Raw genomic sequence first — 25,839 nt, 5'->3', positions numbered from 1 at the left:
GATTATAGCCCGTACTTTTCAAGGCGGCGGTACATGGCACCACGGGTTAAACCCAGTGCTTTGGCTGCATGACTCACATTACCTTGATGGTGCTTAAGTGCTGCGCGAACTGTGCGTTGTTCGAGTATGTCTAAATCAAAGGTGTCGTACTGTAGCTGATTGTTTATATCCTCTGTACTTTGACTCGCAGAATGAGCGCTAGGTGCTGCGCTATTACCTACAACTGAGGTTATATCGAGTGTATCCCCTTCAGTTAATATAACCGCACGCTCTATAGCGTGAGCCAATTCACGTACATTACCTGGCCACGCGTATTGGCAAAGCGCACTCATATCATCATCGCTAATGGTTAAGCTGCGTTTATATTTTTGCGCAAAGTGTTTTAGGTAGTAATTAGCTAATAATGGAATGTCATCGCTGCGCTCCCGTAATGCCGGAAGGCGAATTTCAACGGTGTTTATCCGATACAATAAATCTTGACGAAAACGCCCCTCTGCGACGGCTTGATCAAGGTTGTCGTTAGTGGCGCAAATAAGGCGAATATCTATATCAACGGCTTTACTGCTGCCAACGGGCGTTATTTGTCTATTTTGCAGTGCAGCCAGTAATTTGGCTTGATGCTCTAAGGGTAAATTACCCAGTTCATCTAAAAATAAACTGCCACCGTGGGCAAGCTCAAATTTACCAATTCGATCGCTTTTTGCATCGGTAAACGCGCCTTTTTTGTGGCCGAAAAGTTCGCTTTCAAATAAATTCTGCGCCACCGCACCCATGTCTAAACTCATAAATGTTTGATTATGGCGCATACTTGCTTGATGAATGGCGTTTGCGGTCAACTCCTTCCCTGTGCCACTTTCACCGGTTATTAATATGTTGGCATCAGTTTGAGCTGCTTTTTCTATGGTGCTAAACACCTGTTGCATCGCATTGCTTTGACCTAAAAACTCAAAGTTAGGCGTGTTTAAGGCTTGGTTTAACCCTTGTTTTTGCCGCGTTAATTTGCCCACTTGCTGTTTGTCTTTTGCGTGTGAAAATGCAGCGGCGACTGCGCCAAGTAATTGCTCGTTTTGCCAAGGCTTGGCAATAAAATCAGAGGCCCCCGCTTTAATTGCATCTACGGCTAATTGAATATCGCCGTAAGCGGTCATTAATAAAACAACGATATTAGCGTCTTGTTCGATAATTTTTTTCAACCAATAAAAGCCTTCTTTGCCACTGATTGAGTCTTGGGTAAAGTTCATATCAAGCAGTATTACGTCAACGGGCTGCTCGAGCTTGCGTTGCTCGTTAATGATGCCTGCAATGTCAAATGGATTGTCTGTGGCTTTAACACTTTGATAATGCTGTTTTAGTAATAAACGTGCTGCAATGAGAATGTCTGGGTTGTCATCAACAATTAGAAGAGAGCCTGTGTGTTTCATGTTTTTTATTTTTATAGAGTTTTATTTAGCCTAAAACAAAAAGGGGACAGTGTCCATAAATGGACGTTCATAAGATAATAAAGTGTTCTATAAATGGACACTATAATTAGTTTAAAAACTTAATTTGCAATTAAGCTATTGATTTTATTGGTTAATTAAAGTTGGCACACGCTTTGTAATAACAATAAGTAATTAGTTAAATTAAACCTGTATCAAGGTAGTCGACATGGACAAAAAAATAGAACGCTCATTTACGCAAAAGTATTTTAAAAAATTTACTTTTGCAGCTCTTACTTTAGGTGTTGTTGCGGCTGCATATGGTTATACGCAAAGCAGTGATACGGGCCGTAGCCAAAATATCGAGCGTAGTGGCTTAACGGTTAGCACGGTTAAACAAGGTGCCTTTAAAGATGCCTTAAGCTTACGCGGTCAAGTTGTGCCAAAAACCAGTATTTATCTCGATACCATTGCTGGTGGTCAAGTGGAAGAGCGATTAGTCGAGCAAGGTGAATATGTTGAGAAAGGCCAACCGCTCGTGCGCTTAAGCAACACTAACTTACAACTTGATGTAATGAGCCGTGAAGCACAAGTTACCGAGCAGCTTAACTTTTTACGTAATACGCAAATGACCATGGAAACCAGCCGGTTAAACTTACGCCGTGACTTATTAGAAATCGAATTAAAAATTACCCATTTAACACGTAGATTAAAACAAACTAAACCTTTGGTTAAAAGTGGCGTATTGGCGCAAGACCAACTAGCTGAGCTTGAAGAAGATTTAAATTATTACCAAGCCCGTAAAGAGCTCACCCTTGAGCGCCAAAAGCAAGAAAATTCAATCCGTGAGGTGCAAGTGGCGCAGTTGTCAGACAGCGCTAAAATGCTCGAAAAAAATCTGCAATTTGCGCGTCGAAATCTCGACGACTTATTAATCAAAGCGCCTGTTTCAGGTTATTTAAGCGAACTTGATGTGGAAATTGGCGAATCTAAAAACAGTGGTGCGCGGTTAGGCCAAATAGATATTCCTAATGAATATAAATTAGTGGTGCGCATGGATGAATTTTATTTAAACCAAGTGCAGCGTGACATGGCGGTAATGATTGAGCTAGAAAGCGGCACGGTGAATGCAAAAGTGAGCAAAATCGATAGCCGCGTACAGCAGTCACAATTTCAAGTAGAAGTGGACCTACCCAGTAACACTAAAAGCATTAAGCGCGGCCAAAGCATTGATATTGAGTTAATGCTAGGGGATGACAATAACAATGCCTTACTACTTAAACGCGGGGCTTTTTTTACTAACTCGGGCGGTAACTGGGTTTATGTAATCGAGCAAGGCGGTGATAAAGCAGTGCGCCGTGATATCCGCCTAGGCAAAAAGAATCAACACTATTTTGAAGTGCTTGAAGGGCTAAACGCTGGGGATAAAGTGATTACCTCTAGCTACAGCAACTTTGACAAAGCACAGCAACTACAATTTTAAGGATAATAACAATGATCAAACTAACTAATTTAAGCCGCGTATTTCGTACTCAAGATGTTGAAACAACAGCGCTGAGTAATATTAACTTAACCGTAAACGAAGGTGACTTTTTAGCGATTATGGGGCCATCTGGCTGTGGTAAGTCAACGCTGCTTTCTATTTTGGGTATGCTTGATTCACCGACCTCAGGCAACTTTGATTTTGCGGGAACTGACATTGCAGGCTATAGCGAAAAGCAACTAGCAGAGCTACGTAAAGAATCAATTGGCTTTGTATTTCAAAGCTTTAACCTGATTGATGAGCTAACAGTTTATGAAAACGTAGAGTTGCCATTGCAGTATCAAAAAATATCAAAAAGTGAGCGTAAGCAACGCGTAGAAACCATTTTAAAGCGCGTGGGTATTGATCACCGCGGCGAGCATTTACCACAGCAACTGTCGGGTGGTCAGCAGCAGCGGGTAGCCGTTGCGCGTGCATTAGTGATTAATCCCAAGCTAATTTTAGCCGATGAGCCAACCGGTAACCTCGATTCTAAAAACGGTGATGAAGTGATGGCGATGCTACGCGAATTAAACCGCGAGGGCACCACGGTTATTATGGTGACTCACTCAGAAAAAGAGGGTGCCTATGCTGATCGTTTAGTGCGCCTATTGGATGGCCAAGTGATGCTTGATAAAGCAAATATTGTGCAGCAAGCCGTTGTTGAGGTTGCTTAATATGTTTATTAATTATTTAGTCACTGCTTTAAGATCATTTAAGCAACAAAAACAGCATTTTATCCTAAACCTTTTAGGGCTAAGTATCGGCTTAGCTGCGGCAATTTTAGTGGCACTATTTGCACAAAACGAGTTGTCATACGATAGTCAGCAGCCTCACGCTGAACGTGTTTACCGTGTAGGCCAAGATTACTCAAAGTTGGGCTTATCAGTCATTCCTATTTTTAATTATTCTCAAGCGGCAAAAGCCACTGAATATAGCCAAGTAGAAGAAGTGTTTGGTTTGACGATGGTATCGTGGACCAGAGAGGCGATGGTTGACGTGCAGTACCTGGATCAGGGTTTTAAACTTAATGACTTGTATGGGGCAACGCCAAATATTGAGAACTTTATCAATATAAACACATTGGCAGGGGATTTAAAAAATGCAATGAGTACACCTGAGAGCTTGGCTCTAAGTGAATCTGAAGCACTGCGTATTTTCGGTACAATAAATGTTATTGGTAACACGTTACAGCACGAACAAGGGCAATATACTGTACGGGCGGTGTTTGCAGATTTACCAAGCAATACTCACTTTGCATTTAAAAACCTCGTATATGTAAAACATGATCCAAATAACCTGATGGTTAATAGCAGTTATGTTTATATGCGTTTGGCGCCGCAAGCAGATCCAAAAGCACTCGCTGATACACTGTCTAAACAGTACTTCAATGGGCAAATGGCGGGTCAAGTTGCCATTGAGTTACACCCATTACTAGACTTACATTTAACAGCAAAATCGCCATTTGAAATGAAAGCAGGCGGCGCAAAGCAAGTTGTAACGATTTGTGCAGGGTTGAGCGTGTTACTTATTTTGATTGCTGGCTTTAACTTTATCAATATGACGGTGGCACAGTCTGCAAAGCGCGCCAAAGAAGTAGGGGTGCGCAAAGCACTTGGCGCAAGTAAGCTGCAGTTAGTAACACAGTTTTTAGCTGAATCTACTTTGGTTGCTCTATTGTCGATGATTATTGCTTGTGTGTTAGTGGAACTGTTATTGCCAAGCTTTAACCAGCTGGTCGATCGTGAACTGATAGTGAGTTATTTTTCAGCCTTTGGTTTGGGCATTATGGCTGTTGTTATTGCTGTAGGCATACTTGCAGGTTTGTACCCGGCATTGTTTATCTCATCATTTAGCGCAAAACGAGTGTTAAGTGGCGATTTACAACGCGGTAATACGGCCATTTGGGTACGTAAATGTTTATTGACCTTGCAAGCTTCATTAGCAATCGGTTTGATCATTGCATCGGTTACGTTGTTAAAACAATTATCTCATTTACAAAGCCTTCCTTTAGGCTATCAAACGCAGCAACGCTTAGTGGTTTCAGAGTTGCCGGTGCAATCGGTATTTACGCAGCAGCCTAGCGCACTAATTAATCGCTTGACGGCTATAGATGGTGTAGAGCAAGCAACGATTATTGATACTCGTTTAACCGTTTCAATTAATAATACATTACAGCCTACTTGGCCCAATGGTGAATTTTCAGGTGGAATAACCCCTGTGATAGGTTCTGGTTTTGATGTTGTAAAAGGGCTAGGCTTTACGCTTATTGCTGGTAGAGACTTTAGCCGTGAGTTTTCCTCAGACTGGGCGACGCGAGCAAATGGGGTTACAACAGTAGGTACAATTATTACAGAAACCGTTGCCAAGCAGGCAGGTTATAGCAATATGGCTGATATTGTTGGACAAACAATTAAAGACACAGGGCGTAATGTGGATATGCGAGTTGTTGGTGTTGTAAAAGATGTAAAGGTTGGTAATGCACAAGATGCGAATTCTAACATTATGTTTTTATGTGGCTTTAACTATTTAGCACCAGTATCTGAAGTGATTTTAACCGTGAACGTACAAAACCTCCCTGCTATAAAACAGGCAGTGATCACAGCTTTAGCTGAAGTGTCTAATATTTATGAGCCAAAAATAAACCTGCTAGCTGAAAACTATAAAGCGGTATTAAAAGGTGATGAGCGTGTTTCTCTTGTCGTACTTATATTTACTGGCCTTGCAGTGTTCTTAACTTGCTTAGGTACTTTTGGTTTAGCTTCATTTGCCACGATTCGTCGCCAAAAAGAAGTCGCTGTACGCAAAGTGCTGGGTGCATCACGCATCAGTATTATGAATCTACTGGCAAAAGAGTTTTTAATTTTAGTGCTTGGCAGTGTAGCAATCGCATACCCGCTAACTTATTGGCTGGTGGGTGACTGGCTCGCAAACTTTAACGAGCGGGTTGATCAAGCGCTATGGGTTTATTTGGTTGCAGCTTTGAGTGTTGCTGCGATCACTTGGCTGACGGTTGCAAGCATCGCCTTTAAAGCTGCCAGTACGAGACCGTCGCTTACTTTACGTTATGAATAAATAAAGTTTATTAGCCAAAGCTATAGCCTGTCGGTGTAACCGGTAGGCCGTTTGGGGTGAGAACAAGGTCTTATAGGTTAGGTATGTTGATATCACATGTAACAACAGCGTTTCGAGTATTTAAGCAATATAAGCTGTATTCGTTATTGAATGTTTTTGGGTTAAGTATTGGTCTTGCCGCAGCTCTGTTAGTGACGTTATTCGCAGAGTATGAATTGTCGTTTGATGAAATGCAGCCCGATCACCAGCAAGTTTATCGTTTGCATGTTGATGTAAAGGTGCCGGGCTTAGAAGAGATCCCATTAACGGTTGTAAGCATTGCGCAAACAGTGTCTTCACGTAGTGATGTAAGCAACTTATTGGTGCTGGCAGATGTGGTCGATAGTGATTTATTTACTGATCATATTAAAGTGGCTGGGCAAGCGTTTAAGCTGCGAAATGTATATGGCACTTCGGCCAATTTACGTGATTTTATTCATCTTGATGTGATAGCTGGCAATCTTGAACAAGCGCTCTCAGAGCCCAATCAAATCGCCTTTAGTGCAAGTGAGGCTGTAAGGTTATTCGGCAGTGTTAGCAATGCGTTCGAGCAAACCTTATTGATGGGCGAGAGAAGTGTCACTGTGAGTGCTGTTTTTAATGACTTACCCGATAATAGCCACTTTTTGTTTCATGCTTTAGTGTCTGTTGATTTCACCGAACATAACGATATATCGAGTTATGTTTATCTAAAAACTGAGCAAGGAGCTGATTTAAAAGGCATAGAAAAGCAGTTAGCTAGAAGTCTTATTGAAAAATATCAATTAAAGAATAGCCAGCTTGAATATCGTTTAGTGTCGATGCGAGACGTGTATTTTAAAGCCCATTCTCCCTTTGAATTTAAACCTGGCGGGTCGGCTTTTTTAGTGAACTTGAGCCTGGTATTGAGCGTGTTACTACTCGCCATTGCCGCAGCCAATTACATTAATATTGCGGTATCGCAATTGTTGTATCGCAGCAAAGAAATTGCTATGCGAAAAATGCTGGGGGCGAGTAAGCGACAATTAATTCTGCAATTTTTGTTAGAAGCTTTGCTAATGCTGGCCTTTGCTACGGTGTTAGCGTTGTGTTGGGTTGAGGTGTTATTACCAAGCTTTAGTGACTTTGCAAACCGCCCATTACAGCTAGTTTGGGATTGGTCACAATTGCTAGCTGTATTGGGGTTGATACTTTTATTGGCTTTTGTATCAGGTGTTTACCCAGCTTTATGTGTAGAACGCGCTCCGCTTAAAAGTTTACTTGCAGGGCAATTGCAAACAGGTCAGATTCTGCGTAAAGGCTTGTTAGTATTTCAAGCAGCCATGGCAATGGCTTTAATTGTTTGTACGTTAGTGAGCTTGCAACAGTTAACGTTCTTGCAAAGCTTAGCGGTTGGTTATGATGTGACGGATCGCATTGTGATACACGATTTAAGTAGCAAGCAATTGATGGCAAAAGAGCATGCGATACTCAATGAGATCCGTGCACTGCCCGGTGTCGTGCAAGTGACCACTACAGACACAGATTTAACCGATAGCATCCTAGAAAGTTTTTACTTCCGTTGGCCAAACGGCTATGAAGAAAGCGAACTGCCACCGACTATTGGCACAGGTTTTCATGCCGTGGAAACCTTGGGTCTGACACTACTTGCTGGCCGAGATTTTTCACCACAATTTCAAAGCGATTGGTTGCATTATGTCAATGAGGAGTCAAATACGCAGCAGGGCGAGGATACGCCTCAAGCAATGGCCATTTTGGTGACCGAACAAATGGCAAAACGCGCTGGCTATGAGAGTGTGAGTGAGGTAGTGGGGCTGCAAGTTCAGGGGCTTTACCGCAACATCAATGCTATCATCGTTGGTGTGATAAAAGACATTAAAGTGGGCTCGGCAAAAGACGATTGGCTGCCTGTGTCATTTTCAGCAGGGTATAGCTCACAATCAACCGTTAGATTGGTGGTAAGCACCGAGCAAGCAAACTTTCCTCAATTATTGAGTCAGCTACGCCAGCTTTTAAAACAGTTTAATTTAACTGCCAACCCGCAATTTAGCCTAATGCTGCAAGACTTAGCCAAGGTTTATCGCGTCGAGCATGACTTGTTTGTGCTTATTCGAAATTTCTCTGTGCTGGCCATGTTTTTAAGTTGCTTAGGTTTATTTGGACTAGCGGCATTTGCAGCGAAACGTCAGCAAAAGCAATTAGCCATGCGAAAAGTATTGGGCGCAACCCGTTTAAATTTAGTTAATCTACTTGCCCGTGAGTTTTTAATCATAGTGTTCGCAGCGGCAGCAATTGCTTTACCTCTAGCTTATTGGCTAATGGATAACTGGTTGCAAGGTTTTAACGACCGTATTGAGCAAACCATTTGGGTATATTGCTTGGCAGGCCTCATTGTGGGTGCGTTTACTTGGCTAACCGTTGCCAGTCTTGCCTTTAAAGCCGCCAGTACACGGCCATCGCTTGTTTTACGCGATGATTAGATAAGCAAACGATGTCGCCATAAATGATGACCTACAGGTGTGTATTGAGGTGATGTAGGGCGTGCTTTAGCGCGTAAATAGGCTATATTTTATTTCTGCTTTAGAAAAAGGAATTTACTAAATGAGCTGGAGTAACTTAAAGAAAGGGCGTGTATCAATTCAATCAGGCGAATACTTCATTACATTTACATGCCACCGCAGAGAAGGGATATTTAGTAATTTCGATCATGCTAATATCTTTTGTAGATGCATTGCGAGTAATGAGCTCAAGTATCAATGCCGTTGGTTAACTTGGGTTTTAATGCCTGATCATTTCCATGGTTTGTTGCAGCTTAAAAACAGTGAATTAGGGGTTGTAGTGGGTCACTTAAAAGGCGCATCAGTTCGAGAAGTTAATAAAGTACGGGATTTAAATCAGCCTGTATGGCAAAGAGCGTATTATGATCATGCGCTGCGAGAAGAAGAAAATAGGATTGAAATAGCAAGGTACATTGCTGCAAATCCTTTGAGGCGCAAGTTGGTCACTAGAATTGGTGACTATCCGTATTGGGATTCAGTATATTTGTAAATTTAATATCGCAGGGGGTTGTCGCCGTAAACGACGACCTATGATATAACTCTTTAAATATCTTTAATTTTTATCGCGGGGTTACCGACAACAACAGTGTTCGCAGCCACACTTTTGGTTACTACTGACCCTGCGCCCACAACAGCGTTATCGCCAATTGTAACGCCAGCTAACACAATAACTCCCGCGCCAATCCACACATTATTACCGATAGTAATCGGTGCAGTAAAGTTCTCCTTCTTGAGCCGCTCTGTAGGGTTAATCGCATGCGAGACTGCCAGTAGCTGAACATTCGGGCCGATTAAACAATCGTCGCCAATGCTTATAGCTCCTTCATTAATTGGCGCATCTAACACAGTGCAGTTAATGTTTATAAAAGTACGATCACCAATTTGTATTTGTGAGCCATAATCACAATGAAAGCCTGCTTCAATAATGACGCCCGAACCGGAGTTAGCAAACAGTCCTGTTATGCGTTTTAAGTTACCTTTACTTGGGCTTTTATTAAATAAGCGGCAAATTTCGTGCACAGCTTTACGCTGCGCTAGATTCTCTTTACTAATACTATTAAATGACTGCATATCAATTTTGTTTAACTTAAATAATGGTGTCTAGCTTAACCTACTTTAAGCATGATGATAATTTGAATAAAACTGTGCTTTTTTTACGCATTCACTTGCCATTTTATTAGTTTCGTTTAAAATCTACTAACTTTCGAAACGAAACTTAATTGTAACCACTTATGACCAAACGAAACACCCAGCAACGCCGCCATTTGATCCTTACTCAAGTTAATGAATTAGGTGAGGTAGCCGTAGATAGTTTAGCTGAACAGTTTCAAACATCAGAAGTAACTATTCGAAAAGACTTAACCGCGCTTGAAAAAAGTGGCTTATTGCTGCGCCGTTACGGCGGTGCTATTGCTCTGCCTAAAGAGATTGTTAGCGATGAGATTGATTCTAAGCGCAAAGTGGCCATTGCCAAAGCGGCAGCATCGCTTATAAAAGATCATAACCGCATTATTATTGATAGCGGGCGTACTACGGCCGCCATGATCCCAGAACTTGCAAATAAACGCGGATTAGTTGTAATGACTAATGCGATTAAAGTGGCGAGTCGTTTACTCTCACTTGAAAACGAACCAACCCTTTTGATGACAGGTGGAACGTGGGATCCGCATTCTGAATCGTTTCAAGGGCAAGTAGCTGAAAATGTTCTATGCTCATATGATTTTGATCAACTATTTATTGGTGCTGATGGCATTGATGTAGCGCGTGGAACAACCACGTTTAATGAACTTGTTGGATTAAGCCAAGTGATGGCTAAAGCGGCGCGCGAAGTAATCGTTATGGTTGAATCAGATAAGATTGGCCGAAAAATACCAAATTTAGAATTACCGTGGCAAACAGTAACCACATTAATAACCGACAGTGGCTTAGCAAGTGATAAACGTGCAGCCATAGAGGCGTGTGGTGTAAAACTAATTTGCGCAGAAATTATGGAATAGCAACTAAAACGTAAGTTGCTAGAATTAAAAAATTAATGGAGACACTATGTGTGGAATCGTTGGGGCTGTTGCAGAACGTCCAGTAAATAAAATCTTAGTTGAAGGCCTTAAGCGTCTTGAGTACCGCGGTTATGACTCAGCAGGTGTAGCTTTACTTGAAGGCAATACACTTAATACAGTTAAAGCGGTTGGTAAGGTTGTAAACTTAGAGTCAGCACTTGAACAAGCTGGTGTTAGCGGCCACACAGGTATTGCACACACTCGTTGGGCGACTCATGGCGGTGTAACTGAAGCCAATGCTCACCCACATGTTTCAAGCAATCAATTAGCGCTTGTGCATAACGGTATTATTGAAAACCACGCAAGCTTGCGTGCAGCACTTAAAGGCGACGGTTACGAGTTTTTATCAGACACCGACACTGAGGTCATGGTGCATTTAATTCATCAGTTACGTCAGCAGCACACCACTTTATTAGCGTCAGTTCAAGCTGCTGTTAAGCAGTTTGAAGGTGCATTTGGTACCGTTGTGTTCGATAAAGCGAATGATAACGAAATTATTGTAGCACGCTCAGGTAGCCCGTTAGTTATTGGTTTAGGCCTTGGTGAAAACTTTATTGCTTCTGATCAACTGGCATTATTACCAGTAACTCGCAGCTTTATCTTCTTAGAAGAAGGTGATGTAGCGCGTATTACTCGCGACACAGTAGAAATTTTTGATGCAGATGGCAACGCGGTTGAGCGTGAAGTTGTTGAATCAAACATCACACAAGATGCATCAGGCAAAGGTGATTACCGTCACTACATGCTAAAAGAAATTTATGAGCAGCCACTTGCAGTACGTAACACCCTTGAAGGACGTTTAAACGATGACCGCGTAGCTATTGATGCTTTTGGCGATAGCGCACAGCAAATATTTAAAGACGTAAAACACGTACAAATTATTGCCTGTGGTACGTCATACCACTCAGGTATGGTTGCTCGTTACTGGCTTGAGCAATATGCAGGTGTTAGCTGTAACGTAGAAATTGCCTCTGAGTTCCGTTATCGTCAGTCATTTGTACACGAAAATAGCCTACTAGTAACTATTTCACAATCAGGCGAAACGGCTGATACTTTAGCTGCACTGCGTTTAGCTAAAGAGCAAGGCTATATGGGGTCAATGACTATTTGTAACGTACCTGGCTCATCGCTTGTGCGAGAATCAGACCTTGCCTTTATGACCAAAGCAGGCGCTGAAATTGGTGTAGCCTCTACTAAAGCATTTACTACACAGCTTGTTGGTTTGTTAATGCTTACTGCGTCTATTGCGCAAGAGAAAGGCTTAGATCAAAGCGCGATCGTTAACGCTATTAAACTGCTACCAGCTAAATTAGAAGAAACGCTACTATTGGCTGATGGCATTGCAGACCTTGCTGAAGAATTTGCTGATAAACACCATTCACTGTTTTTAGGGCGCGGCTCACAATACCCAATCGCGATGGAAGGCGCACTTAAGCTTAAAGAGATTTCATACATTCACGCTGAAGCCTACGCAGCAGGTGAGCTTAAACACGGCCCATTAGCGCTTATTGATGCCGACATGCCAATTATTGTTGTAGCACCAAACAATGAATTGCTTGAAAAGCTTAAATCAAACGTAGAAGAAGTACGTGCTCGCGGCGGCATCATCTATGTATTCGCTGATAAAGACTCACACTTTGAGTCAGACGATACAATGCGTGTAATCAACGTAAACCATGTAGATGACGTGATTGCCCCTGTTGTATATACAATTCCTCTGCAGTTGCTGTCGTACTACGTAGCAGTAATTAAAGGCACTGACGTCGACCAGCCACGTAACCTAGCAAAATCGGTTACTGTTGAGTAAGATCAACAGGTTATAGGTTTTGTGCACGTTAAATAATGATCAAAACTGAGTTTAATGTGCGCTACTAGAAATAAAGAACGAAACAAACGAGTTCGATTCTAAAAATAAAGTATGCAACTAAAACGGTCACAATAAGTGGCCGTTTTTTGTATGTATATCTTTTTGATTAAGAATGTATAATTTTTAACTTATATTGGTATTATGGCTGAAAGTAATAAGCTTAATGGTATTCAACAATAAAAATATAAGTTGAATAAGTAGATGCCCAATAAGTTAGAGCAAGTGCTTAAATGGAGTTAGCTGTGGATAATAAAATGGGAAATTTTTACTTTCTTTCTGAACACGACGATCTTTTTGTCGAGCTAGCGGGTGCGGCTGAAAAAGCGTTTGCTAGTGACCCTAATACCACGTTAATTAAATTGAGACAGCTAGGCGAGGCGATTGCGCAACACATTGCTGTATTAGTAAGAGTTAACTTTGAAGACAATACTTCGCAGCTTGAATTAATACACAGAATCAGTAGAGAGCTTCAATTAGATCAGGTTGTTAAAGACCTTTTTCATACGCTGAGGGTTGAAGGGAATAAAGCAACTCACAAATTTAGAACAAAACATAAAGAAGCTATTAATGGCTTAGTTGTCGCACGTAAGTTAGCGATATGGTTTCATCAGTCATTTGGTAAGCAGGGTACCTCATTTAAACCGGGTGCTTTTACCCCTCCTCATGACCCCAGTGAGCAATTACGTAGTTTACAAAGTGAAATAGATAACTTAAAAGTCGACCTGCAAAAAGCAAACCTCGATCTTGACTCCAGCCAACAACTCAACGAACTAATAAATAAAGAAAAAACAGAATATGAATCGCTAGCTTTTGAAATGGACCAAGAGTCCAAAGAGCTAGCTGAGCAAGCGAAAGAACATGAAAGAGCGCTTGCCGACCAAAAACACAACTACGAAAAGAAGATAGCAGAGTTACAAACTAAGCTTTCAAACCTAGATGACGAATCAAACACCTCATATAAGCAAAAGCTAAGTACAAGTTCAAAAGCTGCAACTAAGAATATTGTCCTGGATGAAGCGTTAACACGTATTCTAATCGACCAACAGTTACAAGAATCTGGCTGGGATGTTGATACTGAAGTGCTCACCCATAAAAATGGCACTCGCCCAGAGAAAGGAAAAAACATCGCCATTGCTGAGTGGCCTACTGAATATCAAGGAAAAAAAGGGCGTGCTGATTACGTACTTTTTGCAGGCCTTTCACCTATTGCGGTGGTTGAAGCTAAAAAAGAAAACACCAATGTTGCAGGTAAAATTTCACAAGCAGAGCGATACAGTAAAGGCTTGAATGTTCAATCCTCTTTAATACCTGCTTGGGAGCTACAAGGGTTGACCATAGCATGGCCAGATGAAGATGATGGCCACTATAAAGTACCGTTTGTTTATTCCTGTAACGGTCGCCCGTATGTACCTCAACTTGCTGAACAATCAGGTACGTGGTTTCGTGATGTACGCGAACCTGCGAATATTAAACGCGCTTTGCCAAAGTTTCATACCCCTGAGGGGTTGCTTGATCTACTTAAGCGCAGCAAAGACGCCGCCCAACAAAAACTCAAAGATGAGCCTTTTGGCTACTTAAAAGTGCGTGATTACCAGCAAAAAGCGATTATCGCTGTTGAAAATACCTTAGCGCAAAATATTCGCCATGCTTTGCTAGCAATGGCCACAGGCACCGGAAAAACCCGTACAATTATTGGTTTAATGTATCGCTTTTTAAAAGCTGAACGTTTCAAGCGAATTTTATTTTTAGTCGACCGAACAGCTCTAGGGCAACAAGCAATAGACGCTTTTAACGAAGCTCCACTTGAACAAAATCACACATTATCAAAAATATACAATGTGGCAGAACTAGGTGATATGGCGGCCGAGGCAGAAACCCGCGTACAAGTTGCAACTGTGCAAGCTATGGTTAAGCGTATTTTTATGAGTGATAACCCGCCACCGCTAGACCAGTTTGATTGCATTATAATTGATGAAGCCCACCGAGGTTATACACTCGATCAAGAAATGACAGAGGGTGAACTGGCTACTCGCGACACCAGCCAATACTTGTCGAGCTATCGCCGAGTCTTAGATTATTTCGATGCAGTAAAAATCGCACTTACGGCTACACCGGCAAAACACACGAGTGATATTTTTGGCAAACCTGTTTATACCTATTCATACAGAGAAGCAGTAGCTGACGACTGGCTAATAGATCACGAGCCACCGATTCGTTATGAAACCTTATTGACACAAAATGGCATTACTTTTACCAAAGGTGAGGAAGTTAGCGCTATTAATACGCAAACCGGTGAAGTACAAAGTGCTGAGCTCGACGACGAACTAAGTTTCGAAGTTGACGCGTTTAATCGCCGAGTTATTAACGAAAACTTCAACCGTGTTATTTGTGAGCAACTTGTGCAAGAGCTAGATCCCTTTGGTGACGAGAAAACCATGATTTTTTGTGCCACCGATTTGCACGCCGACATGGTAAAACGCTTACTCGATGAGGCTTTTAAAGATCTTTATAACGGCGAATATAATCAGGCTGCCGTGGCTAAAGTAACTGGCCAAAGCGATAAGGTAGAACAGCTTATCCGCCAATATAAAAACGAGCGATACCCCAATATTGCCATTACCGTTGATTTATTAACGACCGGTATTGATGTGCCTAAAATTTGTAACTTAGTGTTTATGCGCCGAGTAAAATCGCGCATTTTATACGAGCAAATGGTTGGGCGTGCAACTCGCCGCTGTGACGACATAGGTAAAACCGTATTTCGCATTTATGACCCAGTTGATATCTACGCAGCATTGCAAGATGTTAATACCATGAAGCCTCTGGTAAGAGATCCGAACGTTACGCTCGACCAATTAGTGGATGAAATTACCAATCCAGATCTACTTGAACGAGCGCTTAGTGCTCCTGGCGATACACCCGAACAAAGCCATGCTGATGTCGTGCTGAGTCAACTAAGCCAAAAGGTGATGCGGGTATTACGTAAAGCACAGAAAAAATCAGAAAATAAACCAGCTCTTAAGCAAAAGTTAGATGAGTTGCAAGAGTCATGGGGTGTTGAACCAAAAAGCTTACACACCCATTTAAACCAGCTAGGGCCAAAACAAGCGGCAACGTTTATAAACCAGCACAGTGGTTTATTAAATCAATTAGCAGAGGTCAATAGCTTACTAGGCAGCGAACGACAACCTGTTATTTCAGAGCATCACGATGAAATCCGCGATCGTAGCCAAAGCTATGGTGCGCATCAAAAACCAGAAGATTACCTCGATAGCTTTAACCAGTTTATTAAAGAACAATTAAATCAAAATGCAGCGCTTGCAGCGGTTGTTAACAAGCCTCGTGATTTAAATCGCACCCAGCTCAAAGATATTAAGTTACTACTTGATAGCGCAGGTTACACCGAGCCCAAGCTGCAAAGTGCAGTGCGTAACCAAACTAATCAAGATATTGCAGCGAGCATTATTGGTCATATTCGTCGCGCGGCATTAGGTGAGGCACTGGTTCCGTTTGAACAAAGAGTTGCGCAGGCTATGGCGCGCATTTACCAAAGCCACCAGTGGAACCCTAACCAGCGTAAGTGGTTAGACCGATTAGCTAAGCAACTTGTGCATGAAGTCATTATTGACCGTGATTTTGTTAATAACCGCTTTGGTGAGCATGGCGGCGCAAAGCAATTTGATAAAGTATTGAATAATCAACTTGATATAGTGCTAGAGGAGCTTAGTGAAGCTATATGGCCAGCTAAAACAGCTTAACAATAAAGTATATAAATAAATGGAATTGCTATACATGTTATATAGCTTATGTATAATTTTCTAAACAATTTATACATAACCAAACAGACATGTATAAAAAAGGATAAAAGTTATTTATGTCGACCTATATTGAGCCTTTACCTCTCCCTAACATTGAACAATGGGAAACCCGTGCCGTTTTAAAAAAAACCGCCACAGCACATCGTCATTTAGCAGAGCTAAAAGGCGTTGCCGCAAGCATACCTAACGAAGCCATACTGATTAATACACTCGCTCTACAAGAAGCAAAAGACAGCTCAGAAGTAGAAAACATCGTAACAACACACGATGAACTTTATAAAGCTAACCTGTTTGAAGAAGCTGTAACCAACCCTGCCACCAAAGAAGTACAAGATTATGCAGTCGCTTTAAAGCAAGGGTTCGAAACCGCACGTAAAAGCAAACTTATCCGCCTTAATGATATTCTAGCAATACAAAAAAACCTAGAACATAATGATGCCGGTTTACGAAAGCTCCCCGGCACTGATCTTAAAAATGCACGAACAGGTGAAGTGGTTTATACCCCACCACAACACGGCGATGAAATTACAAAACTTATGGATAACCTTGTTCAGTTTATCAATAACGATGAGTTATGTGATGCTGACCCATTGGTAAAAATGGCCATTATTCACCATCAGTTTGAGAGCATTCACCCATTTTACGATGGTAACGGCCGTACCGGGCGTATTTTAAATATTTTGTACTTGGTGACTAAAGACTTACTAAACCTACCTGTGCTGTACTTAAGCCGATTTGTTATTAAGAACAAAGCTAATTACTACGCTAATTTACAAGCAGTGCGTGATACAGGTAATTGGGTACCTTGGTTAGAGTTTATGCTTGATGGTGTTATTGATACCGCCCGAGACACCATTTCACTTATCACCGCCATGAAAACCCTTATGGCAGAAGTAAAACACGGTATACGAGAGCAGCTCCCTAAAATTTACAGCCAAGATTTACTTAACAACTTATTTAACCACCCCTACACCAAAATAGACTTCATTGTGGAAGACCTCGGTATAACTCGGATTACTGCCACCAAGTATTTAGAACAACTGGTGGAGCACGGCTTTTTGACCAAACAAAAAGTAGGCCGTGTTAATTACTACATAAATCAACCCTTGTGCTCCTTACTCGTTGCACACGGCTAATCCCCTATTACTAATTTTGAGAACATCATGACCAATAACGACATTGTACAAAAACTTTGGAACCTGTGTGACGTACTGCGTGACGACGGTATTAACTACAGCGACTACGTTACCGAGCTGGTACTGCTGTTGTTTATTAAAATGGTGCACGAAAACACCGAAGCCGGCACCTTAAAAAAACATCCGCTGCCAATCGGCTGCCGCTGGCAGGATATCAGCGACAAATCAGGCATCAATTTATTAAATGATTACAAGGCCATTTTATTTGCCCTCTCAACCGGTAAACGCCTTGAGGCTGACCCAGAAAACCCAGGCCAAACCAAAGAAGTGCAAGTACACGAAGATCCATTAATCAGCGCCATTTATGCCGATGCGCAAACGCGCTTACGTGAGCCGCGCCATTTAGAGCAAATGATTAAAACGCTGGATCAAATTGATTGGTTTAGTGCCGCTAAAGATGGCCTTGGCGATTTATATGAAGGCTTATTAGAGAAAAACGCCAGTGAGACTAAATCGGGCGCGGGCCAGTACTTTACCCCGCGCGCGTTAATTAATAGCATGGTACGTTGCATGAAGCCGCAAGTTGGCGAAGTAATACAAGATCCTGCTGCGGGCACAGCAGGCTTTTTGGTCGCTGCCGACCAATACATGCGTGAGCAAACCGATGATTATTTTGACTTAAATAGCAAGCAATCTGAATTTCAAAAAAACGACGCTTTTGTGGGGGTAGAGCTTGTACCTAACACGCGCCGTTTAGCGTTAATGAATTGCTTATTACACGGTATGGAAGGCGACGACGAGGGCGTAATACATTTAGGCAACGCACTGGGCGATGCCGGTAAAGCCTTACCAAGCGCCGATATAATTTTGGCTAATCCGCCGTTTGGTACCAGCAAAGGCGGCGAGGCCAGCAATACCCGTGACGATTTAACCTATAAAACAGGCAACAAGCAACTGGCGTTTTTACAGCATATTTACCGCAATTTAAAACCCGGTGGCCGCGCCGCTGTAGTATTGCCCGACAACGTATTGTTTGAAGCAGGCGTGGGCACAGACGTACGCCGCGATTTAATGAACAAGTGTAATTTACACACTATTTTACGCTTACCGACCGGTATTTTTTATGCCCAAGGGGTAAAAACCAATGTCTTGTTCTTTACCAAAGGCAGCGCAACCGACAAGCATCAGCAAGAAAATTGCACTGAAAATGTATGGGTGTACGACTTGCGTACCAACATGCCGAGCTTTGGCAAACGCACTCCGTTTAGTGATAGCCATTTAGCGCCGTTTGAAGCCGTATATGATCCTGTAGGTCGTGATTTATCGCGACAACAAGATATTGCCTCAACACTCGCAGCCCGCACCCAAGGTGAATACAGCTTTGGTGCTGAACAAATCGCAGTAGACAAACAAGCAGCCGTGGAAAATGAAAACGTCGACGACAAGCTTTTACATAGCCGCTGGCGCTGCTTTAGCCGCGAGTGGATAGCCAATACTAAAGGCGACTCATTGGATATTAGCTGGCTAAAAGACAAAGACAGCGTCGATGCGGCTGATTTGCCTGAGCCTGCTGTATTGGCAAGGGAAGCCAAAGACGAATTGGCAGCGGCTTTGGGTGAGTTGGATGAATTGCTGGCGGCGTTGGAAGGGGCGAATTGATGAGCGAGGTTAATTTGCCTGAACAATGGTTAGAAGTTAACTGGGAAGACCTTACATCAGTAAATGGCTTTAGAAGAGGGCCATTCGGAGGTAACTTAAAAAAAGCATTCTTTAAAGAGAGTGGTTATGCTGTGTATGAGCAGTATGCTCCTATTAATGATGACTGCACTCGATTTAGGTATTTTGTTGATGAAGATAAATACAATGATTTAGCAAGCTTTTGGGTTCAGGGTGGTGACTTCTTAGTCAGTTGTTCAGGAACGATGGGGAGAATTACCCAAGTGCCTCAAGATGCACCCGAAGGTGTCATCAATCAAGCCTTGCTTAGAATTAGACTGGCAGAAGAGATTTGGCCTGATTTTTTCCTTAAACTTTTTCGCTCGCCATCAGTGCAAGAAAGTGTTTTAACAAATTCAGGTGGTGGGGCTATTCAAAATCTGGCAGCGGTTAAAGAGCTTAAACTGATTAAGCTACCACTTCCCCCCCTAGCCGAACAAAAAGTCATTGCCGATAAACTCGACACCCTGTTGGCACAGGTGGAAACCACTAAAGCCCGCCTCGACCGTATTCCAAAAATCCTAAAAACCTTCCGCCAATCCGTCCTCGCTGCTGCGGTTAGTGGGAAGCTGACGGAAGAGTGGCGGAGCGCGAAAAAAGTATCTTCTAATCCAGCTCGGTTAAAAGCAATTACAGCTATATCTGGAGGTAAAACCCCCAGCAAAAGCAATTCCAATTATTGGGAAGGTGGTGATATACCCTGGGTGTCACCAAAAGATATGAAGACGGACTTAATTGCCAGTTCTCAAGATAAAATTACAAAGGAAGCAATCGACACTGGCGGTATGAAATTAGTCCCATCAAACTCTATCTTAGTCGTAACTCGAAGCGGGATACTTGCGCATTCATTTCCGGTTGCAAGAACACTAGCTCCAGTAACGATCAATCAAGATATCAAAGCACTTGTTCCAAACTTGGGGTTTATCAGTCCTGAGTTTTTGTTTTACCTGTTAAAAGGGTTAGAGCGAAGAATATTAGAAGAATGCTCTAAAGCTGGAACGACCGTATCTAGTGTTGAAACAAGCCTCTTAATGAATTTAGAATTCGAGCTGCCAAGCCTCGAAGAGCAAACCGAAATTGTTCGACGTGTCGAAGAGCTGTTTGCCTTTGCCGATAGCATCGAACAAAAAACCAATGCTGCATTAGAGCGCGTTAATAACCTCACCCAATCTATCTTAGCCAAAGCCTTTCGCGGTGAACTCTCTGCCGATTGGCGCGCCGCCAACCCTGATTTAATTAGCGGCGACAACAGTGCCGAGGCGTTATTAGAGAAGATCAAGGCTGAGCGTGAGGCAAATAAAAACGCGAACAAAGAAAAGAAAAAAGGTACCCGTAAAGCGAAAGCCAAAAAAGAGATCCAGCCGAAAATATTGTTAGAAAATCCAGTGGTAGGTGTGCTCAATAAAAAAGGGATTGCAAAACCACAAGCAATCTTTGATGAACTTAAAGAGTTGATGGATTTACGCGAGGTGCTAAAAGAGATCAGTCAGCTACTAGAGCAGCAGGTTATTAAAGAAATAGATAAAGATGGTCAGCAGTATTTGGAGATCAATCGATGAAGTTACTTCGCCTTAATATTCGTTCGGACTTTAAAAATCTAAAAGGCGTTGAAATAAGATTTTCATCCGGTACTAGCCGCACTGTTATTATCGGGCAAAATGGCACGGGGAAATCTAATATTCTTGAGGCTTTAGTAAAAATTTTTTTGCATTTAGATGATGGCTCTAAGCCGCCTTTTTCCTATGAGTTGGATTATAAATTAGGCGATGAAAGTCTTGAAACTTGGATGTCAGTGGATGCCAACCCAGACAGACAGTCTATTTACCAGATTGAATATTGCACTACGTCAAGTGGTAAAGAGTTAGATAAAAAGCAAAGTATCGATATTGCTAAAGTAAAGCGCAATAAAGAAGGTATTTCGAAATATTTACCACGGAATATTTTTGCTTATTATTCAGGGCCCAGTGATCGTTTAGAAAAGTTGCTCTTTAACAAACGCAAAGAGTTCTACCAAAGTGTGCGTCATAAAGATGAAAGTATTCGTTCTAACATTCGTCCCTTTTTTTATGCTAAGGGATTTCATAGCCAATTTTCATTGTTAGCCTTTTTCTCAGCCCGTGGCTTTCCGAAAGCTAAGAAATTTTTAAGCCGTGAACTATCAATTTCCAAATTTGAGTCGGCCACTTTCTTTTTGAAAAAGCCAACGGATGCAGAGTCAAATGATGCGAATGATTTTTGGGGGATTCAAGGCGGCATTCGTGATTTTGTTGAATTATTAAGAACTAATGGCATTGGCCCTGTTACTCAGCAGGAAGAAACGCTGGATTTACATGCTCAAAAGAAAAAGTACCATGATGTGGTGGCCTATCATCTGCCAGATTTAAAATCTTTGGAGTCATTAGCACGAAATATGCGGCCAGAAGATTTTTTCAAAGTACTAGAGGCCACCTACTTGTCAGGCATGTTAGATAGGTTAGAAATTAGAGTAACATTGGAAGGCCGTGCTGAAGATATTAGTTTTACAGAACTTAGTGAAGGTGAGCAGCAACTTTTAACTGTATTTGGGTTACTTCAGTTTACTGCTAAACGAGATGCTTTGTTTCTTTTAGATGAGCCTGATACTCACTTAAATCCATATTGGGCAGCAAAATATCATCAAATATTAGAGATGTTTGTACCCGATGGATTTGTCAGCCACATTGTAATGACAACACATCACCCCCTATCAATCTATGAGCTTGACCAAGAGCAAATTCAGGTTGTTACTCGCTCAGAGCATTCCCAAGAGATATCGGTTAGTCAGCCTAAGTTATCACCTAAAGGAATGACCGTGAATGGGATATTAACGAGTGATATGTTTGGCCTTTTAACGACCTTAGACCACGGTACTCAGCAATTGATTCGTGAGCGCCGTGAGTTATTAGTTGAGGATAAGGACTCTGATAGGTTAGAAGAATTAAACCAAGAGTTAGAAGAACTCGGTTATGGTTACATTCATCCTGATGAAGACTATCGGCAATTTTTAATCGCTAGAAGTAAGTACTTAAAATTTGGAGAAGAAGTCGCCAGTGTTGAGGCTAGAAAAAAACTTATCAAAAGTTTATTAAAAGATTTAAAGGTGTCAGACAATGAGACACATTGATAAACGCCATTTTTCCAATTGTAAAACAAAAACTTGGGATAAAAAAGCTATTCAATGGTCACGAAAAATAGCAGCTTCAGCGGATCCTAAAGTAACAATTGAGGAGATCGGCAATAAATGGTCATCTTTAAAAAGAACATTTGTACAAGAGTTTGGTGCTAAATGTTGGTACACCGAAACTCCGCAAATAGGAACCGATTTTGATGTGGATCATTATTGGCCAAAGGGAAGAGTTAAGCTCGAGGATGGGACTATTCTATGCTCGGCTACAGGTCAACACCCAGGGTATTGGTGGAAGGCATTTGATATTGATAATTATCGTTATTCTTGTATCTATGCTAATAGAAGCCGCGAAGATGGAGGAAAAGTTGACTACTTTCCTTTAATTGATGAATCACAAAGAGCATGGGGTGATACTGCTTGTGATTATAATTATCGAACTATTTTAGATCCGTGTTCGCTGGATGATGTTCAACTTATTACATTTGAAGTTGAAACAGGTAAAACGGCATCAATTTATTCCGAGCAGCAGGACTCTACAGCTTATCAGCGTGTGAAACTTTCAAAACAAATATTGAACCTCGATGAAAAATCTATTGTTTCAGCTCGAAGGAAGGCAATTAAAAATGCTAGGACGGCTTTAAACTTTTTGAGACATACTAGTCGATTAAGCTTAGATGATTTAGACGATGAGGACTTGAAAGGGATAGAAGACGCAAAGCAGTTGATAATTGAAGGCTGTAATCGAAAGTCAGGTTTTAGCGCAGCTATAGTACACACTGTTTTACCCCATACAAAGAGACCGTATTTGGCCTGTATACTGCCTCAATTAGATTTAATGCCTTAAGGAAAATTATGTCAATTTGGTTAATAAGAGCTGGCTCTCAAGGACAGTTTGAACAAAAGTTTATTAATGAAAACCGAGTTTATGTGACGTGGGATGGATTAAACAGCGATCTTACTAAAATGAGAGAACGCCAAGAGCTAATCGATGCGCTGTCTATTAATGCTCCTGATGCTAAGCCTAAAAAGTTAATGAATCATGCTAGCCAAGTTTGGCCATTTGCCCATGCGATAAATATGGGTGACAGGGTTATTTTGCCCTCAAAAATTCAGCCTGTTATTTATATTGGAAAAATAACATCAAACTATAATTTTGATAAAAATGGTGCCGACCCTTTCTTTCACTGGCGTAGCGTTGAGTGGTTACCGGATCCAATCCCCAGAGGACACTTTTCTCAAGATTTACTTTACAGTTTTGGTGCGTTTATGACTATATGTCGGATTCAGCGTAATAATGCTGAAGAACGCATTAACGCTATGGAAGCGAATGGTTGGAAGGCTGAAACTCAAAGGCAAATTATAAATCAAACTGTTAATTATTCGTCTAACCAAGATGCTAATGATGAAGAGGTTGAAATAGATTTAGAGGAGCTGGGTCATAGCCAAATTATTAAATTGATTGAGGCTAAATTTAGAGGTCATAACTTAACACGTTTGGTTTCTGCTATTTTAACAGCTCAAGGCTACACCTGTTGGCAGAGCCCTGAAGGTGCGGATGGTGGTGCTGATATTTTAGCTGGTGACGGGCCTATGGGGTTTGGAGTTCAGCGAATTTGTGTTGAAGTTAAATCTGGAGACGGTTTAGTTGATCGCCCAACCGTTGATAAACTAATGGGGGCGATGACAAAGTTTAATGCTACCCAAGGGTTATTTGTGGCTTGGGGCGGGTTTAAAGGTAACGTTCAAAAAGAGTTAGCATCAAGCTTTTTTCGAGTTCGATTATGGACTCAGCATGATTTATTAGAACAATTATTTATGTTCTACGACAAGCTAGAAGAGGACATTAAAGCTGAGCTACCACTTAAACGGATTTGGACCGTAGCGTCAGCAGATTAGAATCCATTATGACAATTAACTTCCCTTTTTGGTAATAACAACTATAATTCCCTTCGTGGGAACTTTGAGGCGAAATGAAGGTCTTAGGAAGAGACAAACTTACAGAGTTTAGTCAAAAGCATGCTAATGCAAAAAAAGCACTTGAAGCTTGGTTTTCAGAGGCTAATGAAGCTGACTGGAAAACACCCCAAGATATAAAGAACCGATATCGAAGCGCAGATTTTTTAGCTGATAATAGGGTGATCTTTAATGTAAAAGGTAACCATTATAGGTTAGTTGTGAAAGTGAGATATCAAAATGGTATTGCTGTGATTGAATGGGTTGGAACCCATTCGGAGTATGACAAGCAACGCTTTTAAGGAGGTATTATGGGCCACATTAAGTTAATTAAATCGTCTCAAGATCATGAGCAAGCTTTAGCGCGTGTCATGACATTAATGGATTTTGACCCCGCTCCAGATTCAGCAGAAAGTGATGAGCTGGATTTACTGGCATTTTTAATTGAAAAGTACGAGGAAGAAGCATTTCCTATTGACTTCCCTGATCCAATTGAAGCAATAAAATTTCGTATGGAGCAACAGGGCTTGATTAAAAAAGATTTAGTGCCTTATTTTGGATCTGCTTCAAAAGTAACTGAGGTACTAAATGGCACGCGAAGTTTAAGCTTGAATATGATTCGTAAGCTAAGCGCGGGCTTAGGAATATCTGCTGATGTGTTGATTAAAGAACCTTGCGCTAAAAGCGCTATCTCAAAAGATATTAATTGGGATGCCTTTCCTATAACTGAAATGCGATCTCGTGGATATTTTGAAGGGTTTAAAGGCTCAATAAATGAATTGAAAGAGTATTCAATTGAGAAGCTTAATCAGTTTTTAACGTCTGTACCCAATGGATTTTCTTTAAAACCAGCATTATTAAGAACCACAGCTCATTTACGCTCAAATGACAAAGAGATTGATAGCTATGCTTTATGGGCTTGGCAAGTTAGGGTTTTACAAAAAGCGCAATTAGAGCAGCTCCCAGTCAAATATGTAAAAGGAACTGTTGATGCTAATTGGATGAAAAAATTAGCGCAATTGTCATGGTCTGATCAGGGGCCTAAATTAGCTAAAGAGTTTTTAAACCGCCATGGTATTCATTTAGTTATTGAGGGTCATTTACCAAAAACGTATTTGGACGGTGCTGTATGTATTTGTGCAAGCGGGAACCCTGTTGTTGCACTTACATTACGCCACGATAAGTTAGATAACTTTTGGTTTTCTTTAATGCATGAATTAGCGCATATCGCGTTGCATTTAGATGGAACCGAGACTTGGTACTTGGATAATTTAGATGCAGAAGGTGGCGATAAAGTTGAACAAGAAGCAGATGCATTGGCTCAAGAAAGCTTAATTCCATCAGGTGATTTGAACCATTTAGAAATGCAAGATACTAGTTCAGTCCGTAAATTTGCGAGTAGCCTTAGCATCTCCCCTTGTATTGTTGCCGGCAGAGTTCGCCATGAGCTCAATGATCATTCTAAATTTGGCAAAGCATTTAGAGATAAAGTAAAAAGCCATTTTAAAAAATAAACTTCGTTTTCAATAGTAATGGGTAGGTATGATTCTACCTGT

At 41.4% G+C, this 25,839-nt stretch carries 18 protein-coding genes; 16 read left to right on the top strand and 2 right to left on the bottom strand.

Annotated features, from left to right (window positions below; genetic code table 11):
- Window positions 1-2: 2 nt before the first annotated feature.
- Window positions 3-1,421, bottom strand: a complete 1,419-nt coding sequence (locus tag FHG08_RS03550) for a sigma-54 dependent transcriptional regulator (RefSeq protein ID WP_178956818.1) — start codon at window positions 1,419-1,421, stop codon at window positions 3-5.
- A gap of 226 nt (window positions 1,422-1,647) precedes the next feature.
- Between FHG08_RS03550 and FHG08_RS03545 the strand changes: the two genes are divergently transcribed.
- The 5 genes from FHG08_RS03545 to FHG08_RS03525 all read left to right on the top strand — a co-directional run bounded on the left by FHG08_RS03545 (window position 1,648) and on the right by FHG08_RS03525 (window position 9,081).
- Complete coding sequence (locus FHG08_RS03545; protein ID WP_178956817.1) at window positions 1,648-2,901, top strand: efflux RND transporter periplasmic adaptor subunit; 1,254 nt, start codon at window positions 1,648-1,650, stop codon at window positions 2,899-2,901.
- Window positions 2,902-2,912: 11 nt separating this feature from the next.
- Window positions 2,913-3,617: an ABC transporter ATP-binding protein gene (locus tag FHG08_RS03540; RefSeq protein WP_178956816.1), complete on the top strand. Its 705-nt coding sequence runs from the start codon at window positions 2,913-2,915 to the stop codon at window positions 3,615-3,617.
- A 1-nt stretch (window position 3,618) separates the two neighbouring features.
- Window positions 3,619-6,015: an ABC transporter permease gene (locus tag FHG08_RS03535; RefSeq protein ID WP_178956815.1), complete on the top strand. Its 2,397-nt coding sequence runs from the start codon at window positions 3,619-3,621 to the stop codon at window positions 6,013-6,015.
- Between the two features lie 83 nt (window positions 6,016-6,098).
- Window positions 6,099-8,513 carry an ABC transporter permease gene (locus FHG08_RS03530; protein ID WP_178956814.1) on the top strand — a complete coding sequence of 805 codons (2,415 nt, stop codon included), beginning with the start codon at window positions 6,099-6,101 and terminating at the stop codon, window positions 8,511-8,513.
- A 121-nt stretch (window positions 8,514-8,634) separates the two neighbouring features.
- Window positions 8,635-9,081, top strand: a complete 447-nt coding sequence (locus tag FHG08_RS03525; protein ID WP_178956813.1) for a transposase — start codon at window positions 8,635-8,637, stop codon at window positions 9,079-9,081.
- A 53-nt stretch (window positions 9,082-9,134) separates the two neighbouring features.
- On the opposite strand, the gene FHG08_RS03520 is transcribed toward FHG08_RS03525, so the two are convergent.
- Window positions 9,135-9,662, bottom strand: coding sequence for a sugar O-acetyltransferase (locus tag FHG08_RS03520; RefSeq protein ID WP_178956812.1), 528 nt, complete (start codon window positions 9,660-9,662; stop codon window positions 9,135-9,137).
- A gap of 161 nt (window positions 9,663-9,823) precedes the next feature.
- On the opposite strand from FHG08_RS03520, the gene FHG08_RS03515 reads away from it, so the two are divergent.
- From FHG08_RS03515 to FHG08_RS03465, 11 genes are all read left to right on the top strand, one after another.
- Window positions 9,824-10,588, top strand: coding sequence for a DeoR/GlpR family DNA-binding transcription regulator (locus FHG08_RS03515; protein WP_178956811.1), 765 nt, complete (start codon window positions 9,824-9,826; stop codon window positions 10,586-10,588).
- 46 nt (window positions 10,589-10,634) lie between these two features.
- On the top strand, window positions 10,635-12,455 hold the full coding sequence (gene glmS / locus FHG08_RS03510; RefSeq protein WP_010392174.1) for a glutamine--fructose-6-phosphate transaminase (isomerizing): 1,821 nt from the start codon (window positions 10,635-10,637) through the stop codon (window positions 12,453-12,455).
- Window positions 12,456-12,745: 290 nt separating this feature from the next.
- Window positions 12,746-16,273 (top strand): type I restriction-modification system endonuclease, encoded by a 3,528-nt coding sequence (gene hsdR / locus FHG08_RS03505; RefSeq protein ID WP_178956810.1) that lies wholly within the window; start codon window positions 12,746-12,748, stop codon window positions 16,271-16,273.
- 116 nt (window positions 16,274-16,389) lie between these two features.
- Window positions 16,390-17,469: a Fic family protein gene (locus FHG08_RS03500; RefSeq protein ID WP_178956809.1), complete on the top strand. Its 1,080-nt coding sequence runs from the start codon at window positions 16,390-16,392 to the stop codon at window positions 17,467-17,469.
- Window positions 17,470-17,496: 27 nt separating this feature from the next.
- A complete protein-coding gene (locus FHG08_RS03495; protein ID WP_178956808.1) occupies window positions 17,497-19,128 on the top strand; it encodes an N-6 DNA methylase in 1,632 nt (543 codons plus the stop codon).
- Complete coding sequence (locus tag FHG08_RS03490; RefSeq protein ID WP_178956807.1) at window positions 19,128-20,744, top strand: restriction endonuclease subunit S; 1,617 nt, start codon at window positions 19,128-19,130, stop codon at window positions 20,742-20,744. Before FHG08_RS03495 ends, FHG08_RS03490 begins: the two co-directional genes overlap by 1 nt.
- Window positions 20,741-22,327 carry an AAA family ATPase gene (locus FHG08_RS03485; RefSeq protein ID WP_178956806.1) on the top strand — a complete coding sequence of 529 codons (1,587 nt, stop codon included), beginning with the start codon at window positions 20,741-20,743 and terminating at the stop codon, window positions 22,325-22,327. Before FHG08_RS03490 ends, FHG08_RS03485 begins: the two co-directional genes overlap by 4 nt.
- Window positions 22,314-23,174, top strand: coding sequence for a hypothetical protein (locus tag FHG08_RS03480; RefSeq protein ID WP_178956805.1), 861 nt, complete (start codon window positions 22,314-22,316; stop codon window positions 23,172-23,174). The genes FHG08_RS03485 and FHG08_RS03480 overlap by 14 nt, the downstream gene beginning before the upstream one ends.
- Window positions 23,175-23,182: 8 nt before the next feature.
- Complete coding sequence (locus FHG08_RS03475) at window positions 23,183-24,226, top strand: restriction endonuclease (protein WP_178956804.1); 1,044 nt, start codon at window positions 23,183-23,185, stop codon at window positions 24,224-24,226.
- A gap of 74 nt (window positions 24,227-24,300) precedes the next feature.
- The gene (locus FHG08_RS03470) at window positions 24,301-24,585 is read left to right on the top strand and encodes a type II toxin-antitoxin system HigB family toxin (protein WP_138739927.1); all 285 of its coding nucleotides are present in this window, start codon (window positions 24,301-24,303) and stop codon (window positions 24,583-24,585) included.
- A gap of 9 nt (window positions 24,586-24,594) precedes the next feature.
- Window positions 24,595-25,797, top strand: a complete 1,203-nt coding sequence (locus FHG08_RS03465; RefSeq protein WP_178956803.1) for an ImmA/IrrE family metallo-endopeptidase — start codon at window positions 24,595-24,597, stop codon at window positions 25,795-25,797.
- Window positions 25,798-25,839 lie beyond the last annotated feature (42 nt).

Source organism: Pseudoalteromonas sp. Scap03 (assembly GCF_013393115.1).
GTDB lineage: Bacteria > Pseudomonadota > Gammaproteobacteria > Enterobacterales > Alteromonadaceae > Pseudoalteromonas.
The sequence above is the reverse complement of the archived record's forward strand: the minus strand, read 5'-3'. Positions and strand labels throughout refer to the sequence as shown.

Bases quoted from the DNA above. Each gene is read 5' to 3' on its own strand.
- FHG08_RS03485 (WP_178956806.1), top strand. From the start codon at position 20,741: ATGAAGTTACTTCGCCTTAATATTCGTTCGGACTTTAAAAATCTAAAA.
- FHG08_RS03535 (WP_178956815.1), top strand. From the start codon at position 3,619: ATGTTTATTAATTATTTAGTCACTGCTTTAAGATCATTTAAGCAACAA.
- FHG08_RS03490 (WP_178956807.1), top strand. From the start codon at position 19,128: ATGAGCGAGGTTAATTTGCCTGAACAATGGTTAGAAGTTAACTGGGAA.
- FHG08_RS03495 (WP_178956808.1), top strand. From the start codon at position 17,497: ATGACCAATAACGACATTGTACAAAAACTTTGGAACCTGTGTGACGTA.
- FHG08_RS03525 (WP_178956813.1), top strand. From the start codon at position 8,635: ATGAGCTGGAGTAACTTAAAGAAAGGGCGTGTATCAATTCAATCAGGC.
- FHG08_RS03500 (WP_178956809.1), top strand. From the start codon at position 16,390: ATGTCGACCTATATTGAGCCTTTACCTCTCCCTAACATTGAACAATGG.
- hsdR (WP_178956810.1), top strand. From the start codon at position 12,746: ATGGAGTTAGCTGTGGATAATAAAATGGGAAATTTTTACTTTCTTTCT.
- FHG08_RS03550 (WP_178956818.1), bottom strand. From the start codon at position 1,421: ATGAAACACACAGGCTCTCTTCTAATTGTTGATGACAACCCAGACATT.
- FHG08_RS03475 (WP_178956804.1), top strand. From the start codon at position 23,183: ATGTCAATTTGGTTAATAAGAGCTGGCTCTCAAGGACAGTTTGAACAA.
- glmS (WP_010392174.1), top strand. From the start codon at position 10,635: ATGTGTGGAATCGTTGGGGCTGTTGCAGAACGTCCAGTAAATAAAATC.
- FHG08_RS03530 (WP_178956814.1), top strand. From the start codon at position 6,099: ATGTTGATATCACATGTAACAACAGCGTTTCGAGTATTTAAGCAATAT.
- FHG08_RS03465 (WP_178956803.1), top strand. From the start codon at position 24,595: ATGGGCCACATTAAGTTAATTAAATCGTCTCAAGATCATGAGCAAGCT.
- FHG08_RS03480 (WP_178956805.1), top strand. From the start codon at position 22,314: ATGAGACACATTGATAAACGCCATTTTTCCAATTGTAAAACAAAAACT.
- FHG08_RS03520 (WP_178956812.1), bottom strand. From the start codon at position 9,662: ATGCAGTCATTTAATAGTATTAGTAAAGAGAATCTAGCGCAGCGTAAA.
- FHG08_RS03540 (WP_178956816.1), top strand. From the start codon at position 2,913: ATGATCAAACTAACTAATTTAAGCCGCGTATTTCGTACTCAAGATGTT.
- FHG08_RS03470 (WP_138739927.1), top strand. From the start codon at position 24,301: ATGAAGGTCTTAGGAAGAGACAAACTTACAGAGTTTAGTCAAAAGCAT.
- FHG08_RS03545 (WP_178956817.1), top strand. From the start codon at position 1,648: ATGGACAAAAAAATAGAACGCTCATTTACGCAAAAGTATTTTAAAAAA.
- FHG08_RS03515 (WP_178956811.1), top strand. From the start codon at position 9,824: ATGACCAAACGAAACACCCAGCAACGCCGCCATTTGATCCTTACTCAA.